General features: G+C 68.8%; 13 protein-coding genes. 7 read left to right on the top strand and 6 right to left on the bottom strand.

Going from position 1 to position 15,747, the window contains the following annotated elements:
- Window positions 1-108 precede the first annotated feature (108 nt).
- Window positions 109-2,253, top strand: coding sequence for a glycosyltransferase (locus ACOCMH_RS05270; RefSeq protein ID WP_427308111.1), 2,145 nt, complete (start codon window positions 109-111; stop codon window positions 2,251-2,253).
- A 16-nt stretch (window positions 2,254-2,269) separates the two neighbouring features.
- Window positions 2,270-2,983: a cellulose biosynthesis protein BcsS gene (bcsS, locus tag ACOCMH_RS05275; protein ID WP_427308367.1), complete on the top strand. Its 714-nt coding sequence runs from the start codon at window positions 2,270-2,272 to the stop codon at window positions 2,981-2,983.
- A gap of 100 nt (window positions 2,984-3,083) precedes the next feature.
- On the opposite strand, the gene ACOCMH_RS05280 is transcribed toward bcsS, so the two are convergent.
- Window positions 3,084-3,398 carry a DMT family transporter gene (locus tag ACOCMH_RS05280; protein ID WP_171515239.1) on the bottom strand — a complete coding sequence of 105 codons (315 nt, stop codon included), beginning with the start codon at window positions 3,396-3,398 and terminating at the stop codon, window positions 3,084-3,086.
- Window positions 3,399-3,578: 180 nt separating this feature from the next.
- On the opposite strand from ACOCMH_RS05280, the gene ACOCMH_RS05285 reads away from it, so the two are divergent.
- Window positions 3,579-4,733, top strand: a complete 1,155-nt coding sequence (locus ACOCMH_RS05285) for a hypothetical protein (RefSeq protein ID WP_427308112.1) — start codon at window positions 3,579-3,581, stop codon at window positions 4,731-4,733.
- A 56-nt stretch (window positions 4,734-4,789) separates the two neighbouring features.
- Here ACOCMH_RS05285 and ACOCMH_RS05290 read toward each other — a convergent pair whose 3' ends face one another.
- The 3 genes from ACOCMH_RS05290 to ACOCMH_RS05300 form a co-directional block, all read right to left on the bottom strand.
- A complete protein-coding gene (locus tag ACOCMH_RS05290; RefSeq protein WP_427308113.1) occupies window positions 4,790-5,593 on the bottom strand; it encodes a BPL-N domain-containing protein in 804 nt (267 codons plus the stop codon).
- Window positions 5,594-5,806: 213 nt separating this feature from the next.
- Window positions 5,807-6,607: an AraC family transcriptional regulator gene (locus ACOCMH_RS05295; protein ID WP_427308114.1), complete on the bottom strand. Its 801-nt coding sequence runs from the start codon at window positions 6,605-6,607 to the stop codon at window positions 5,807-5,809.
- The gene (locus ACOCMH_RS05300) at window positions 6,591-7,514 is read right to left on the bottom strand and encodes a DMT family transporter (RefSeq protein WP_427308115.1); all 924 of its coding nucleotides are present in this window, start codon (window positions 7,512-7,514) and stop codon (window positions 6,591-6,593) included. Before ACOCMH_RS05300 ends, ACOCMH_RS05295 begins: the two co-directional genes overlap by 17 nt.
- Window positions 7,515-7,711: 197 nt before the next feature.
- On the opposite strand from ACOCMH_RS05300, the gene ACOCMH_RS05305 reads away from it, so the two are divergent.
- Window positions 7,712-9,316, top strand: coding sequence for a DUF1800 domain-containing protein (locus ACOCMH_RS05305; protein ID WP_427308116.1), 1,605 nt, complete (start codon window positions 7,712-7,714; stop codon window positions 9,314-9,316).
- 20 nt (window positions 9,317-9,336) lie between these two features.
- On the top strand, window positions 9,337-10,668 hold the full coding sequence (locus tag ACOCMH_RS05310; protein ID WP_427308117.1) for a DUF1501 domain-containing protein: 1,332 nt from the start codon (window positions 9,337-9,339) through the stop codon (window positions 10,666-10,668).
- Window positions 10,669-10,704: 36 nt separating this feature from the next.
- Here ACOCMH_RS05310 and ACOCMH_RS05315 read toward each other — a convergent pair whose 3' ends face one another.
- Window positions 10,705-13,299 carry a penicillin-binding protein 1A gene (locus tag ACOCMH_RS05315; RefSeq protein WP_427308118.1) on the bottom strand — a complete coding sequence of 865 codons (2,595 nt, stop codon included), beginning with the start codon at window positions 13,297-13,299 and terminating at the stop codon, window positions 10,705-10,707.
- Between the two features lie 332 nt (window positions 13,300-13,631).
- On the opposite strand from ACOCMH_RS05315, the gene ACOCMH_RS05320 reads away from it, so the two are divergent.
- The gene (locus tag ACOCMH_RS05320) at window positions 13,632-14,702 is read left to right on the top strand and encodes a porin (protein WP_427308119.1); all 1,071 of its coding nucleotides are present in this window, start codon (window positions 13,632-13,634) and stop codon (window positions 14,700-14,702) included.
- Between the two features lie 166 nt (window positions 14,703-14,868).
- Here the strand turns inward: ACOCMH_RS05320 and ACOCMH_RS05325 are convergent, their stop codons facing one another.
- Window positions 14,869-15,342, bottom strand: a complete 474-nt coding sequence (locus ACOCMH_RS05325) for a DM13 domain-containing protein (RefSeq protein ID WP_427308120.1) — start codon at window positions 15,340-15,342, stop codon at window positions 14,869-14,871.
- A 166-nt stretch (window positions 15,343-15,508) separates the two neighbouring features.
- On the opposite strand from ACOCMH_RS05325, the gene ACOCMH_RS05330 reads away from it, so the two are divergent.
- Window positions 15,509-15,742 carry a CDP-diacylglycerol pyrophosphatase gene (locus ACOCMH_RS05330; protein WP_116296844.1) on the top strand — a complete coding sequence of 78 codons (234 nt, stop codon included), beginning with the start codon at window positions 15,509-15,511 and terminating at the stop codon, window positions 15,740-15,742.
- The last annotated feature ends 5 nt before the right edge of the window (window positions 15,743-15,747 follow it).

Below are 15,747 nucleotides of genomic sequence, written 5' to 3' on the forward strand. Positions count from 1 at the left end.
AGGGATTTCACCAGCATCTTCTGTACCGGTCAACTGCGTTTGGCCGCTCGTGTTCTTTCCCATGGTCATGGTGACCAAAGAAAAATAACGCCAGCCCAGAACGAAAGCATGACAACAGAACAGCCCCGTCGGTCCATCCGGTTGCTTGTGGTTGCGTACGTGCTGGTGGGATTGGCGTACCTCGCCTGGCGCGTCGACACGATCAATGTCTCGGCGCCGCTGCTCTCCATTCCGCTTTATGCGGCGGAAGTCTACGGCTATATCAGCGGCCTGCTCTTCGTGCTGATGACGTACCGGCTGTCGGTGCGGCAGGCGCCGCCCCCTGAACCAGGCCTGTCCGTCGATGTCTACGTGCCGACCTATAACGAGTCGGTCGAGCTGATTCGCCGTACGCTGCTGGCGGTGATACGCATGGATTATCCGCATGCCACCTGGCTGCTTGACGACGGCCGCCGGGAATCGATGCGGGCGCTCGCGCAGGAACTGGGTTGCCGCTATCTCGCGCGGGGCGACAACGCCCACGCCAAGGCCGGCAACCTGAACCACGCGCTGCAGCACAGCAGCGGCGAACTGATTGCCATCTTCGACGCCGACCACGCGCCGCGCAAGGATTTCCTGGTCAAGACGCTGGGTTATTTCCGCGACCAGCGGGTCGCATTCGTGCAGACGCCGCAGGACTTCTTCAATATCGATTCCTTCAACCACCGCCTGGGCAAGAAGCGGGTGTGGGATGAACAGGCGCTGTTCTTCAAGGTGATCCAGCGCGGCAAGGATGCGCTCAATGCCGCCTTCTTCTGCGGCAGCTGCGCCGTGATCCGGCGCGCCGCGGTGGCCCGGATCGGCGGCTTTGCGACGGAAACCGTGACCGAGGACGTGCACACCGCGATCCGCATGCACAAGCTCGGCTACCAGTCTGTGTACCATGCCGAGTCGCTGGCGTTCGGCCTGGCGCCGCACAGCATCGATACCTACCTGAAGCAGCGCATGCGCTGGGGCATGGGCTCGATGCAGGTGTTCCGGCGCGAGAACATCCTGTTCGGGCGCGGGCTTACGCTCGGGCAGCGCCTCAACTATCTGGCCTCGGCCCTGTTCTTCTTCGAAGGCTGGCAGAAGCTGATTTTCTTCCTGACGCCGCCCGTGGTGTTCCTGACCGGCGTGCTGCCGATCATCTCGCCGCTGAACACATTCCTGCTGCTGTTCTGTTTGTATTACCTGCTGTCGATCCTGGTCCACCTGGAACTCGGGCGGGGCTACAACTCGCTGTTCCTCAGCGAACAGTACGCCATGGCGCGGTTCTTTGCCTTCATGTCGACCAGTGTCGGCCTGTTCCGCAAGAATATCCCGTTTGTCGTCACCGACAAGCAGATGTCCGAGACCGGCAAGATGTGGCTATGGCTGTCGCCGTTGCTGGTCCTCTGCGCCGTGGCCGCCGCAAGCGTGCCGGTCGGCCTGTATCGGATTTACACCGGCAGCATCGCGCTCGGCGCCGGCCTGGTGACGCTGTTCTGGACGCTGATGACGCTGGGCTCCGCCGTCGCCGTGGCGTCCTATGCCCACAAGCACTCACGCAACCGCCGCACGGAATACCGCTTTCCGCTGCGCGTGCCGACCACGCTGACCGTCAACGACAAGACGTATCTCGGACTGACCGCGGACCTGTCACCGAACGGCGCGCTGTACCGGGGCGAAGCGATGCCGGACCTGGCGTTGGGCGACGTGGTCGGCGTTGCGGTGCATCTGCCCAACCTCATTGTCCGCGATACCGCTATCGCTACCTTCGTCAAGGCGTCCCGGCCCGGCGCTTCCTACGGCATGTCGGTCGGCCTGCGCTTCAACTGGACAGCGGATGGCAACACCGGCGCGCTGGAGACGTTCCTGTTCGGCAGCCGGCTCCAGCTCGAGATGGGTGCGCTGCGCGAGACCGAGACGCCGCCGCTGACGCGTCTTGCCGAGATCCTCAGGCGTGACGAGGGCCTGTCGTCGGCCGCGTATATCTGGGCAGCGGCGTTGTTGATGCAGCCGTTGCGCGTCGATATGCTGCCGGTTGCCATCGCTACCATCGAAGGCGCGGCGCCGCTGCTGTTCAGCAGCGTCGAACTGGACCTCAACGCCGGTGCGACCCTGCGCCAGCCGCAGGCCGCCCAGGCGGGCGCCGCGCATGAACAGGCTATCCGGCTCACGCCCACGGGGCGGGTGACCACGCCGACCGGCGACTTCCACCTGTACAACATTGCACCGCATAGCGCGGCTTAACCTGGGAATATTCATGATGGCGTACAGAGGCCATGGCGCAGCGTGCCGGCGGCTTGCAGCGACACTGCTCGGCGGCTTGTCGCTGCTGGCCTCGCTGCCGGCGGCCGCGGGCCCCTTTCTGTTCGGTGGCGCAAGCCTTGCCGGCGGCGGCGAGCGCAGCGAATACGCGGGCATCAGCGGCAATCTCACGCCTGTGCCATTCCTGACCCAGAAGTTCGTGGTCAGCGATTACCACTACAAGTATGGTGCGAACGGCACCACCGTGTCGGTGAACGGGCAGTCCGCCGAAGCGGCGCTTGGCGTGCAGAAGGGCTGGGAAAGCGGCTGGGCCGAGGCCTCGGTCGGCGCACGCTACCGCTACAACCGGGTCTCGCCCGAGGGCGCGGACAATCGGTCCGACGGCGGCGAATGGGGGCTCGCGCTGACCGTGCTGGGGCAACAGGAGTTCGCGCGGAACTGGGCCGTCAACGGCATCGCCAGCTACAACTTTGGACCCAAGGCCTACTGGGCCCGCGGCCGCCTGCTTTACAAGGTCTTTGGCGATGCCTGGGCCGGCGTGGAACTCATCAAGCACGGCGACCCGTTCTACCATGCCACGCAAGGTGGCCTGGTCCTGACCGGCATTGCCATCGGCAAGGGCGTGAACCTTGGCTTCTTCGGCGGCGCCAAGAAGACAGCGGGCCAGCCGCGTGCCTTCTATGGCGGGCTGGAGCTGAGCAAGGCGTTCTGAGCGCAGACCGGATGCGCCGGGGCGGATCCCGCCGGCTTGCAAGGGGCAACATCGGCAGCGGGCCTGCGCGGTTGGGCAAGGCGAGGACGATGCCGGACCCTCAGGACGCCATCTTCATCATCACGAGCCCGCTGACAATCAGCCCAGCCGCCAGGATTCTGGCTGCGCTGGCGGGTTCGCCCAGCACCAGCAGCCCCACCAGGAACGCGCCGACGGCGCCGATGCCGGTCCATATGGTGTAGGCCGTGCCGAGCGGCAGGCTTTTCATTGACAGGGATAGCAGGGCGAAGCTGGCAATCATGGCCACGATCGTGATGGCCGAGTAGCCAAGGCGTGAAAAGCCTTCAGACTGCTTCATGGAGTAGGCCCAAAGCACCTCGAGCACTCCGGCGATGACGAGAAATATCCAAGCCATGACGGCTCCTTGATCAAGAGCCGGGCCGTCCCGGACATTCATGCCCGGTGCGGGCGAGGTCGTCCTCGAAAGTGGGGGATTGTAGCGGATCGCATGGGCAGGCGTGCGCCGTGGCGAGGTGCAGCATGGTATCGTCGGCATGTCGCGGTCAGCCTTGTGCATCCACAAGTCGGGGGAAGAATGAAAATGAGGCTGGCGCTATGGTTCGCCGCGGTGGCAATGCTTTCGCCGCGGTTGGGCCTGGCCGACGAATTCGGCAGCAAGGGCGGGCCGGAGCCCGCCAACATCGAGCAGATCTCGGCACGTCTTCGCGAGGACCCTTATGCCCTCGAGTTGCTGATCAGCTTCGGGACGTCCAAAGGCGGATCCGCCGGCCATATCGCGCTGGCGCTGCGTGACGATGCGGCTGGCGACGAGGTGGTGTATTCGGCCAACTTCTATGCGGACCGGGACCCCGCGCACGCGAGCGGCCGCTACACCACGGACCTGATGATCGCCATACCCAAGTCGGAGTATCTGTTCAAGACCGTTTCCACGGTCGCCGAGAGCGCATCGTTCGGGCTCGACTTCGGCGAAATCTACAAGCGCTCGGTCATCGGCGTACGTGTCTACGGCGTGCCGGCCGCGGACAAGGCGGCGCTGGCTGCCTATTTCCGCCGCATCAACGACGACTATCACCAGCAACGCAGCAACACGGAGTATCACCGTGGCCCGATCCGGTACGACTACCTGCGCCTGAACTGCGCCAAGACCATTGGCGCCGCCTTCAAGTTCGGCGCTGGCTACCGCGATCTGGCGGTGACCAGCGCCAAGGTGCTTTCAGGAACGCGCGTGGTAGCGGCAGCCAGCGCGAATGTCCCGACCGAGATGGCGATGAAGTTGATCGGGGAATGGGGCCGGCGCAACTACGGCATGGATGTGGTGCTGTACAAGAAGTACCGCGGCTCGACCTATGTCGATCCGCAAGAGGAAGAGCAGGTGGCGTTCAAGGACCTGCCCGACCGCTTTCCCTCGGTGCTGTCGCTGGACTTCCGCCGCGAGGCCGGGGCTTACCAGGACTACGACAACCTGCTGGCGATGTACCTGCTGTTCAACCTTGGCAAGTACAGCGTGCGTGTCAACGATCAGACGCTGCGGCTCGAGATCGAGAAATCGAAGGATCCGATGCCCTATGCCGAGGCGCTGGCGCTTGCCACCCGCGATGCCCGGGCCGACAGCGAAAGGTACCAGCGCCATATCGAATTCCGCCCGAGCGGCGAGCGGATCGGCGAGGCGCCTGACAACACGCACCTTTACCACTTTACCGAGGATGCGCCAGGGAAGGTGGCGCGCTAGGGCAGCGGTTCCGTACCGCGCCCTGGCGCCGTCTTGGCCGGAGACTTGCCGCGCACTCAGCCCAGCGCAAGCCCGCCATGCGCCAGCAGCCGGCGAAATACCGCCAGGCGTGCATCGCCGGTTTGCGCCAGCCGCTCGCAGACATAGAGGTATCTGGACATATCGCTGTGTCCGCGCAGCGCATCCTTGCACTCGCGCTCCGAGATTTCGAGGTGGACGCCGGTCAGCAGCGCAAGGCCCTTGCCAACCCGGGCGCTGACGATGGCGGGCGGCGTGCCGGGGATGCCTGCATAGACGGCCAGGACCTGGGTCCCGGGGCCGGGGGCGTCGGCCAAGTCGAAGCGGCAGCCGCCATGGTAATGCGTGTAAAGCGACATCGGGGCCTCGGTCAGCCGGTCCGTGGTCAGGAGTTCCACCGCGGCCGTGGTGCGCGGCGTGCCGTCATAGCGCTTGCCGCCGGTCAGTTCAGGCAGCGAGCCGACCGCCACCGCGTCAACCAGGCGCAGTTCGCGCGGGCCGCAGATTGCGCCCCGGGTGCCGGCATGGAACGCCAGTTCGCGGCACGCGTAGTACGCCCCCGCGCAGATGCCGAGGTAGACGCCGCCGTCCTCGACAAATTGCCGGATGCGTGCGTTGGGGGCGCCGTTCAGCAACGCGCAATAGGGCAGGTCGGCGCCGCCCGGCATGACCAGCATCACGGCATGATCGAACAGCGCGGCGTCGTGCCGGATCTCGTGGGCCATCACCGCACGGATTTCGTAGGCGCCGGCAGCCAGCTGATGGCCGATGGTGCGCATCAGGCATGCGGTCCAGTCCGAAGCGCCGGCGTCGACATAGGTAAGGATCTGAGGCCTTGGCATCGCCGCATCCGTGGCTTGTAGTTTCCGACTCTAGCCGTTCGGTAGCGAGCGCGCCATGCCGGTGATGCCCGGGCGTCCCGGCACGCGCGCATCCATGCAAGGTTTGCCAATACCAATATGCCGCGGCTGAAGACGAGGCTGGTCGAACCGATCTGCGCGGGATCAGGCGGCCCTGCACCTGTTCGGGACGCGACCGACGCATCGCGCTCCAGGCTAAGCCCGGGACAGGCGACCATCCGCCAATTCGTCTGGGCCGCGCGCTGCCGCTCGCCACGCCCCCGGCGGCAGCCCGAAGCGGCGGGTGAAGCTGCGCGTGAACGTGGTCTGGTCCGGATAGCCGGACCTCAGCGCGATCTCGGCCAGCGGCAGCCGGGCGTTCGACAGCCACTGCAGCGCGCCGTCCAGCCGCAGGCGGGTCTGGTAGCGGTGCGGGGTATCGCCGAAGGCCTCGGCGAACAGCGTCTGGAAGCGCCGCGCGCTCCAGCCGAAGTGCCTGGCCAGTTCCGGCACGCGCAGCGGTTTGGCCAGGTTGGCGCGCAGGTAGGCGTCGACGGCCATCAGCGGAAACACCTCGCCGTCGGCGGGCATGCCGAGGCAGTCAGCCAGCGCCGCGGCGAGGGTGGCGGCGAGTTGCCAGTCGTGCTGCGGCCCGCGCGCCGCGGCCGCGGCGCGCCTCGCCGCCAGGGCGCGCACGCGGCTGCCGAAGGCCCCGTCGAGCGCGAAGGTGCGCGGGCGCGCCACCAGCCGTGCCGGCAGCGCCACCGACTGCGCCGGAAAGTCCGCCACCAGTTGCAGGTTGCCGTCGTGGCCCAGGTAGTCATGATGGCTGCCGGCCGGCACGATCAGGCCGGTGCGCTCGTCCACGCGGTAGCCATGGCCGTCGAGTTCCAGCTCGGTGGCGCCGGCCAGGCCGAACAGCAGCTGGTGATAGCCGTGCTGGTGGCCGTCGGCCTGCGGCCTGTAGCGCCGGTGCTCGACCAGCGGCGCCGCGCGGGACTCAGCGGGCGTGGGCATGCCGCATCCTGCCGGGGGTCTGGCACAGCCAGACGCCGGCCCCCGCCACCGCCATGCCCAGCGCCTGCACCCCGCCGAGGCGCTCGCCGAACAGGAGCCAGGCCTGCAACGCCGCCAGCGGCGGCGCCAGGAACATCAGCGCCGCGGCATTGGCGGCCTGGCCGCGCCGTACCAGGCTCACCAGCAGCCAGGTGCCGGCGCCGGACAGGCCGATGGCGGCCCAGGCCAGGCCGGCCCACAGCGCCGCCCCGCCGTGCCAGTGCAGCGGCGCGCCGGCGGCGTGGATCGCCACCATCGCGGCGGCGACCAGCATGGCGCCAAGGTTCTGCCACGCCGAGCTGGCGCGCAAGTCACAGGCGGCGATGGCGGTCTTCTGCAAGAGGGTTCCCATGGTGATGGAGACAATGGCCAGCACGCCCAGCAACACGATCCAGGGCGATACCGGCCGGGCCGCGCCGTGCAGGCCGGCCTGCATCGCGGGGGCGACCACCAGCGCGACGCCGAGCGCACCCAGCGCCAGCCCGTGCCAGGTCCGCCTGCAAGGTAGCTCTTTCAGCAGGGGGATGGCAAGCAGCGCGGTCAGCAGCGGCTGCAGCGCGCCCAGCAGGGCCATGATCGCCGGCGGCAGGCCCCGGGCCACGGCGCCGTAGCCGGCGCACAGGTAGATGCCCTGCATCAGCGCGCCGGCCAGCAGGTGGCGCGGCGCCTCGCGCAGCGGCGGCCATGCCGCGCGCGCGGCCAGCGACCATGCCACGAACATCAGCCCGGCCACGGCAAAGCGGCCCAGCAGGAACAGGCTGGTGTCGGCCAGCGGCACGATGGCCTTGCCGACGATAAAGCCGGTGGACCAGATCAGGACAAAGGCCACGGCGGGCAGCCAGGCGACAGTGGACAGGGGGCGCGACATGCAGGCAGCGTTTCCGCTCCGGGGCGGGAAGGGCAGGACAAAGCGCAAGGCTAGCGAGGCGCGGCGCCGCTGTCTTGGCAAATCCGGCAATCGCCCGCTGAAAGCATTGGTAACACTCGCGCGGCGACGTGGCGTCAACCGGCGCGCGCTTGCCACGTAACATGGTGATGGGGATCGAACCGGACGAGGTGAACCACATGGATCCAGCGCAGCATCCGAGACCACCCGCCCGCGGGCGCCTGGCCGCCTGGCGCGCCGCTGCGGCGCTGGCGCTGGCCGCGTGCCTGGCAGGCTGTGCCCAGTTGCCCGGCGCGGCGGGCACCGGCGACGGCCATGGCGCCACCGCCGCCGCCGACTTGCGCTGGCTCAATACCGTCACCTACGGCGCCGACCAGGCTTCGCTGGACGCGCTGCGCCGGCTGGGCCGCAAGGGCTTCCTCGCGCAGCAACTGGCGCTGCCCCTGGCCGATCCGCCCGAGCTGGCGGCCGCCATTGCGGCCTTGGCCAACCTGCGCGACGGTGCCGCGGCACAGGTCCAGGCCGCACGCGAGGCCCGCGAGCGCATCGACGCCCTGCCTGACGACGCCGGCAAGCAGCAGGCGCGCCAGGCGCTGAATGCGCAGGGCCGCGAGATCGTCGCCGATGCAAGCCGGCGCCACCTGCTGCGCGCGCTGTATTCGCCGGCGCAGCTGCGCGAGCAGATGACGTGGTTCTGGATGAACCATTTCAACGTCTATGCGGGCAAGGGCCAGGTCGGGCTGCTGCTGGCGGACTATGAGGAGCACGCCATCCGCCCGCACGCGCTGGGCCGTTTCCGCGACCTGCTGATGGCCACGGTGACCGCGCCGGCGATGCTGGTCTATCTTGACAACACCCAGAGCAGCGCCAACCGCGTCAATGAAAACTACGCGCGCGAACTGATGGAGCTGCATACCCTGGGCGTCTCCGGCGGGCCCAGCGGCTCGCGCTACACGCAGCAGGACGTGCAGGAGCTGGCGCGCGTGCTGACCGGCGTGGGCGTGAACCTGCGCGGCACCCCGCCGCCAAGGCTGGCGCCGGCGCGCGCGGGCCTGTACCGCAGTGATGGGCTGTTCGCGTTCAATCCCGCGCGCCACGACTTCGGCGCCAAGATGCTGCTGGGCCAACGCATCGAGCCGTCCGGCTTCGACGAAGTGGTGCGCGCGGTGTCGATGCTGGCGCGCGAGCCGGCCACGGCGCGCTTTGTCAGTGCCAGGCTGGCGGCCCACTTCATCGCCGACAACCCGCCGCCCGCGCTGGTCGAGCGCATGGCGCAGACCTTCACGCGCACCGATGGCGATATCGCCGCGGTGCTGCGCACCATGCTGCTGGCGCCCGAGCTGGACCGGCAAGCGGACCCGTTGCCGCGCAAGTTCAAGGACCCGATGGTCTATGTGGTGTCGTCGCTGCGGCTGGCGTATGAGGGCCGCCCGGTGGCCAACCTGCGCCCGGTGATGAACTGGCTGAACCAGCTGGGCGAGCCGCTGTATGGCCACGTGGCGCCCGACGGCTACCCGTCGGCGGAAGGCGCGTGGGCCAGTTCGGGGCAGATGGTGCGGCGCTTCGAAATCGCGCGCGCGATCGGCTCGGGGCCGGCGGGGTTGTTCGCCGGCGATGACACCACGCCGCGCGGCGCGCGCTTCCCGACGATCGGCAACAAGCTCTACTACGACGCCATCGAAGCCACCCTGAGTCCCGCCACGCGCGCCGCGCTGACCCAGGCGCAATCGCAGGCCGAATGGAACACCGTGCTGCTGGGCTCGCCCGAATGGATGCAGCGCTGAAGGCAAAAGGAGGGCATGCCATGCAACGCCGACAATGGCTCAGGACGATGGGGGGCGCCGCGCTGGGGCTGGCGCTGCCCGCCATCGCCGCGCGCGTCTATGCGCTGCCGGCGCAGGCCGATGCGCGCTTCCTGCTGGTATTCCTGCGCGGCGGCTATGACGGCGCCAGCGTGCTGGTGCCGGGCGGCAGCGATTTTTATTACGCCGCGCGCCCCAATATCGCCATCCGCCGCCCGCCCGCGCCAGGCGCCGACGTGGATCCCGATGCCGCGGTGGCGCTGGCAACCGCCTTTGGCGCCGACAGCGCCGTGCGCGGCATCGGCGACTGGGCCCTGCATCCGGCCCTGGCGCCGACCCTGCTGCCGCTGTGGCAACAGGGCCAGCTGGCCTTCGTGCCGTTCGCCGGCACGCACGACTTGTCGCGCAGCCACTTCGAGACCCAGGACGGCATCGAGGCCGGCCTGCCCGGCGACGGCACGGACCGCCAGGCCGTGGCCGCGCTGCGCGGCAGCGGCTTCCTCAACCGGCTGGCACAGGCGATGGGCGGCCAGGCCGCGCCGGTGGCGTTTACCGACGGGTTGCCGCTGGTGCTGTCCGGCTCGCGCGATGTGCCCAACGTCTCGCTGAAGGGCGCCGGCCGCGCACCGTTCGACGCTCGCCAGGCCAGGCTGCTGGCGCAGATGTACCGCGGCACGCGCTTCGAGTCACTGATCGACGAGGGCTTTGAGCTGCGCGAGACCGTCGCTCGCCAGGCGCAGGCCGAAGCGCCGCAGGGCGGCCCGGCCGGCGCTGCCCCGGCCCCGATGGCATCGCGCCAGCAGGAGATGCAGGCCGCCAGCCGCCGCGCGCTCAGCGCCCGCGGCTTTGAAGCCGAGGCCCGGCGCATGGCGGGCCTGATGCGCGAGCGCTTCAACCTGGGCTTTATCGACGTGGGCGGCTGGGACACCCATGTCAACCAGGGCGGCGCGCAGGGCCAGCTGGCCGGGCTGCTCGACAACCTGGGCCGCGGCCTGTCCGCCTTTGCCACGGCGATGGGCCCTGCATGGAGCAAGACCACCGTGGTGGTGGTATCCGAGTTCGGCCGCACCTTCCGCGAGAACGGCACGCGCGGCACCGACCACGGCCACGGCACGGTCTACTGGGTGCTGGGCGGCACCGTGCGTGGTGGCCGCATCGCCGGCGAGCAGGTCGCGGTAGAAGCGGCCACGCTCAACCAGAATCGCGACTGGCCGGTGCGCAACGAGTACCGCGCCATGCTGGGTGGGCTGTTCCGCCGGCTGTACGGGCTGGACGAGGCGCGGCTGGCGCAGGTGTTCCCCGGGGTGGCTGGGCGGGATATCGGGTTGGTGTGAAGCGCGCCCCGGCAGACGGAGCGCATGGTTCAGCGACTACCGTTGGCCGGCCGGGGTGATGATGGTGGGCGCCAGAGGCGTGATGGGTGCCGCGGGCGGTGAGGCCGGCGCCGAAGCCGGCGGCGCTGCCGGCGAGGGGGATGCGGGCGGAAGTGCGGGGGCAGGGGCCGGTTCATTTGCCGGAGGCAGGGCAGCCGGCACGCTGCCGTCGTTCATGTCCGGAGGAGGCACCGCCATCACCGTTTCTCCCCGGTCCAGCGCCAGGCTGGACTCATCGTGGTCGCTATCCGCCGCCACGGCCGAGGCCGCACTCGCCGGCGGCGGCAGTTCGGCTTCCTGCGCCGGCAACGCCGGGCGGCGTGGCGCCGGGCGCGGTGCCGGGGTCTCGCTGGCCTTGTCGCGCGTAAACAGCTGGCTGAACCAGCCGCGCAGCTGCGTGCCCAGCGACGCGAACAGATGCGTCTCCTCATGCTCGGCAAAGCGCGCGCGGCTGTCGATGACGCGGGCGCGCAGCGCGCGCTGGTAGAAGTCGCCCACCATCGGCAGCGCGCTGTGCGCGCCCTGGCCCCAGTAGTCACTGCGCAGGGTGATGCGGCTGTCGTTGAAGCCGACCCAGGCGCCCGCCACCAGCTCCGGATGCATCAGGATGAACCAGCCGTCGGCATTGTCCTGGGTGGTGCCGGTCTTGCCGGCCACGTCGGCGCGGATGCCGAAGCGCGAGCGGATGCTGGCGCCGGTGCCGCGGTCAATCACGTCGCGCATCACGTCGAGCAGGGTTTGGTTGGCCGCGGCGGGCAGCGCGTGCTCGGCGCGCGCGGGGCGGAACACCTGCAGCACATTGCCCTGGCGGTCTTCGATGCGCGTCACCATGGTCGGCGCAATGTAGTCGCCGGCATTGGCGATGGTGCCGTAGGCGGCCACCATTTCCTTGAGCGTGACCGGGCTGGTGCCCAGCGCCAGCGACGGCACCACGTCGAGCTGGCTGTCGCGCACGCCCATGTTGCGCGCCAGCCGCGCCACGCGCGCGGGGCCCACTTCCTGCATCAGCTGCGCGGTGATGGTGTTGCGCGAATAGACCAGGCCGTCGCGCAGCGTCATGGCGCGGCCGGTGGGGCGGCCTTCGTCGCTCGGGCGCCAGATCTCGCCGCCGGCCAGCTCGATTTCCACCGGCTGGTCCACCAGCGTATCGTCGGGCGTCTTGCCCTCGTCGAAGGCTGCGCCGTAGACAAAGGGCTTGAAGGTCGAGCCCGGCTGGCGGCGCGCCTGCTGCACGTGGTCGAAGGCGTCCTGGGTGTAGTCGCGGCTGCCGACCCAGGCGCGGATCTCGCCGTTGCGCGGGTCGATCGCCAGGAAGCCGGCCTGGATGCGGGTCTTGTTCTGGTGCAGCGCGCGCAGGAAGGCGCTGTTTGCCATCAGCTGGCGCAGCGCCTCGTCCGGGGCGGTGCCGGCGGCGACGGCGGCACGGTACTCCGGCGTCTCGCGCACGAAGGCCTGCACCAGCGGCTGGTTGGCGGCCCAGCCCGCGCGCGGCGCCCAGGCCGCGTTGGCGATCGCCTGCAGCCGGTTGCCCTGCTGCACCACCGCCTGCGCGGCCATGGCCTGCAGGCGCGCATCGATGGTGGTGCGCACCACCAGGCCGTCGGCGTAGATGTCGTAGCCGTTGCGGTCGGCCCAGCCGATCAGCCACTTGCGCAGTTGCTGCGCAAAGTGGGGCGCGGGGCCGGGCGGCTCGGTCTGCCGTTCAAAGTCGATGCGCAGCGGCCGCTGCTTCAGCTGCTCGAAGCGCGCCGCGTCGAGCTTGCCGTGCTTGACCATCTGCCCCAGCACGGTATTGCGCCGGTCCAGCGCGCGCTCCGGGTTGAGCACCGGGTTGTAGTAGCTGTTGCCCTTGAGCATGCCGATCAGCGTGGCGCTCTGCAGCACGTCGAGCGAGCGGGCCGGGCGGTCGAAGTAAGTGCGCGCCGCCATCTCGATGCCGAACGCGTTGTACAGGAACGGCACCGTGTTGAGGTAGGTCTCGAGGATCTCGTCCTTGGTGTAGAGCGCCTCGATCTTCAGCGCGGTGATCGCTTCCTTGAGCTTGCGCGTGAGCGTGGGCGCGCGGCCGATCTCGTCGGGATAGAGATTGCGCGCCAGCTGCTGGGTGATGGTGGAGCCGCCCTGGCGGTCGCCGGAAAACGTATGCAGCGCGGCCGAGGCGAGGCGGCGCCAGTCCAGGCCGTGGTGCTGGTAGAAGCGGTGGTCCTCGGTGGCGATCAGCGCCGCGACCACGTTGGGCGAGATCTGCTTGAGCGGCACCCAGTCGCGGTTGGCCCACTTGAACACCGCCAGTTCCTTGCCGTCGGCGGACAGCACCTGGGCCGGCTGCTCGGACTTGGCCTTGCGGATATCGCTGATGCCCGGCGTGAACGGGATCAGTACCAGCACATAAAGCAGCAGGGCCGCCGGGATGGCGGCCAGGCCGGCCAGCAGGCCGCGCCGGGTGGGCCGCAGCGTGCCGGGCCGGGTCAGGCCGGCGCGCGCGGTGCGCGCGGCCAGGTGTGACAGGCGTTGCTGAACGGGAACAGGCAGCGCAGCCCGTAACGAGGCAAGCAGCGGGGCAAGCCGGGTCTTGATCTCAGCCAGCCTCATGAGGCGAAGCGGTCGAGGCACAGGCGCGGGGCGGCACGGGACACTGGCATTACCGTCGTCGGAAAAGCCTGCATCCTACCAAAACGTTCCCGCTGGTTACAGGGAAAACCCCCATGCGCAAGCGATGCGCCACTTCCTGCTGCGAAGTATGGGTCACAAAGCTTTCATATTGCGCCGCCACAATGCGGTGGCCGCCAATCGTGCGGACGATGCGCCGTTGCCGGGTTGCCCGGCAGGGCCCGGTCGCCATGACCTGCCATGACTTGCCATGACGATCGGGGCCTTGGGTCCGGTGCGGTGTCGTGCCTCAAACAGAACACAGAGAAACTACAGTGAAGAAAGCTCTCCTTGCAATGACGGCAGCAGCGGCCGCGTCGGCCGCATCCGGGGTGGCTTCGGCCCAATCCACGTCCAACGTGACGCTCTACGGCATTGTCGATGCCGGCGTCGAAGTAATCAGCAACATGCCCGGCAGCGGAGGCGCCGAAGGCACCGCCGTGCGCCTGAACTCGGGCAACCTGTCCGGCTCGCGCTGGGGCCTGCGCGGCACCGAAGACCTCGGCGGCGGCCTGAAGGGCATCTTCGTGCTGGAGAGCGGCTTTGATGTCGACACCGGCACCTCGGGCCAGGGCAACCGCCTGTTCGGCCGCCAGGCCTATGTCGGCCTGCAGGGCGGCTGGGGCGCGGTCACGCTGGGCCGCCAGCAGAACGCGCTGTACGACCTGTTCGGCGCCTTCGACCCGATGGGCGTGGGCCCGCGCTACTCGCTGAACAGCGTCGACTCGGCCTTCAACGGCCGCGCCGACAACGCCATCAAGTACACCGGCAAGTTTGGCGGCCTGACCGCGACCGGCTTCTACAGCTTCGGCCGCGACAACAACGGCGAAGTCCCGGGCGAGGCCAAGGTGGCGCGCAACTTCGGCGGCGGCCTGTCGTATGCCGCGGGCGGCTTCTCGGTCGGCGCGGCCTATGACCAGTACCAGGGCGCCACGGTGGCGCTGCAGGACCGCGCCGCCAAGCGCGCGGCGGTGGGCGCGGCCTACGCCTTCGGCGGCGCCAAGGTGTTCGCGGGCTACCGCTGGCTGCTTGACGACGGCGTGTCCAGCGCCACCGCGGCCTCGACCCGCAGCAACGTCTACTGGGCGGGCGCGCAGTACCGCTTCACGCCGGCGTTCCAGCTGACCGGCGCGGCGTACTACAACGACACCCGCAACAGCGGCGCGGATCCGTGGATGTTCGTGCTGTCGGCGGACTACTCGCTGTCCAAGCGCACCGACGTGTACCTGAACCTGGGCTACTCGAAGAACAAGTCGGGCTCGGCGCTGGGCCTGAACGGGGTCGGCACCGTGGTCGCTGGCGAGAACCAGGCCGGTGCCACCATCGGCCTGCGCCATCGCTTCTGAGCCTCTGCCTGATGCCCGCCCGGCGGCTGCCAAGGCCGCACGGGCGGGTGCTTAACACTCATATCGACACCTGCGGCTGGTCTTGCGGGTCTCGTTGGGCCGGTTGCCTTGATCGGCCTCTTTTTGCTTTGGGCCGCGTGCCTCGCCACGCCTGGGGGCGCTATCCCTAGCGATACCCCGCCGCGCCGATGAACTGCCCGAAGCGCTCGCACCAGATCACTACCGCCGCATATTGGGACGGGTCCACCCCGGCCGGCAGCGCCACCGTGAAATTGCCGAAGGTCTTCAGTTCGCCGACCTGCACCGACCGCTCCTTGATTTTCAGAAAGGCCGCCTTGTTGTCGACGAATGCCGGCGCCAGGTACACCCGGTAATCCGGTCCCGGTGCGACGCTGCCTTCAAAGGCAAGCGCAGTTGCCGAAACATGGAGCCGCCCGCTGGCCCAGTGCAGCGCGTCGCTGCCAGCCAGGTCCTTGCGGAAGGTGCCGGCAAAGCGCGCCTGTTGCGCTACCGCCTGCACCTGCCCTGCGCTGGCCCCCGCCTGCGCCGTCAGGATCGGCAGCACATAGATGCCTGCGGCAAAGCCGACGGCCAGCATGGCGAGGTGGGTCAGGATGAGGATGGCGGGCCGGGCTGGCATGTCTGGCTCCAAAGGTCGGAAAGATGCCGGTAGGTCGGCGCTGGCGCTGGAACCTGACAGCGCCGTGGCACCTTGGCACATTCGCAACGGTTCGACCGACCTGTTTCACCAATCCCACACACGGAAGTGGTTATGATCTGGTAGTTGCCCTGTCGAGAAGCTGCCTATGACCCTCCACGTCACGATCCGCACGATCCGTACCGGCACGATGCAGAGCGCCCGCTACCAGGCGCGCGTCTACCTGACCACCGATGCCGAGGCCCTGCCGTTGCTGGCAACGGATTGGAGCGAGCGCGAGGCCGAAGCCTTCCGTACCGCACAGTTCTGGGCGCAGCGCCACGCTTATGTGGTGTCTAATCCACGCGCAGGAACGTTCTACGGCGTCTCGTGCCGGCGTTGAAGCCG

Source organism: Cupriavidus sp. H39, from assembly GCF_050271075.1.
Taxonomy (GTDB): Bacteria; Pseudomonadota; Gammaproteobacteria; order Burkholderiales; family Burkholderiaceae; genus Cupriavidus; species Cupriavidus necator_B.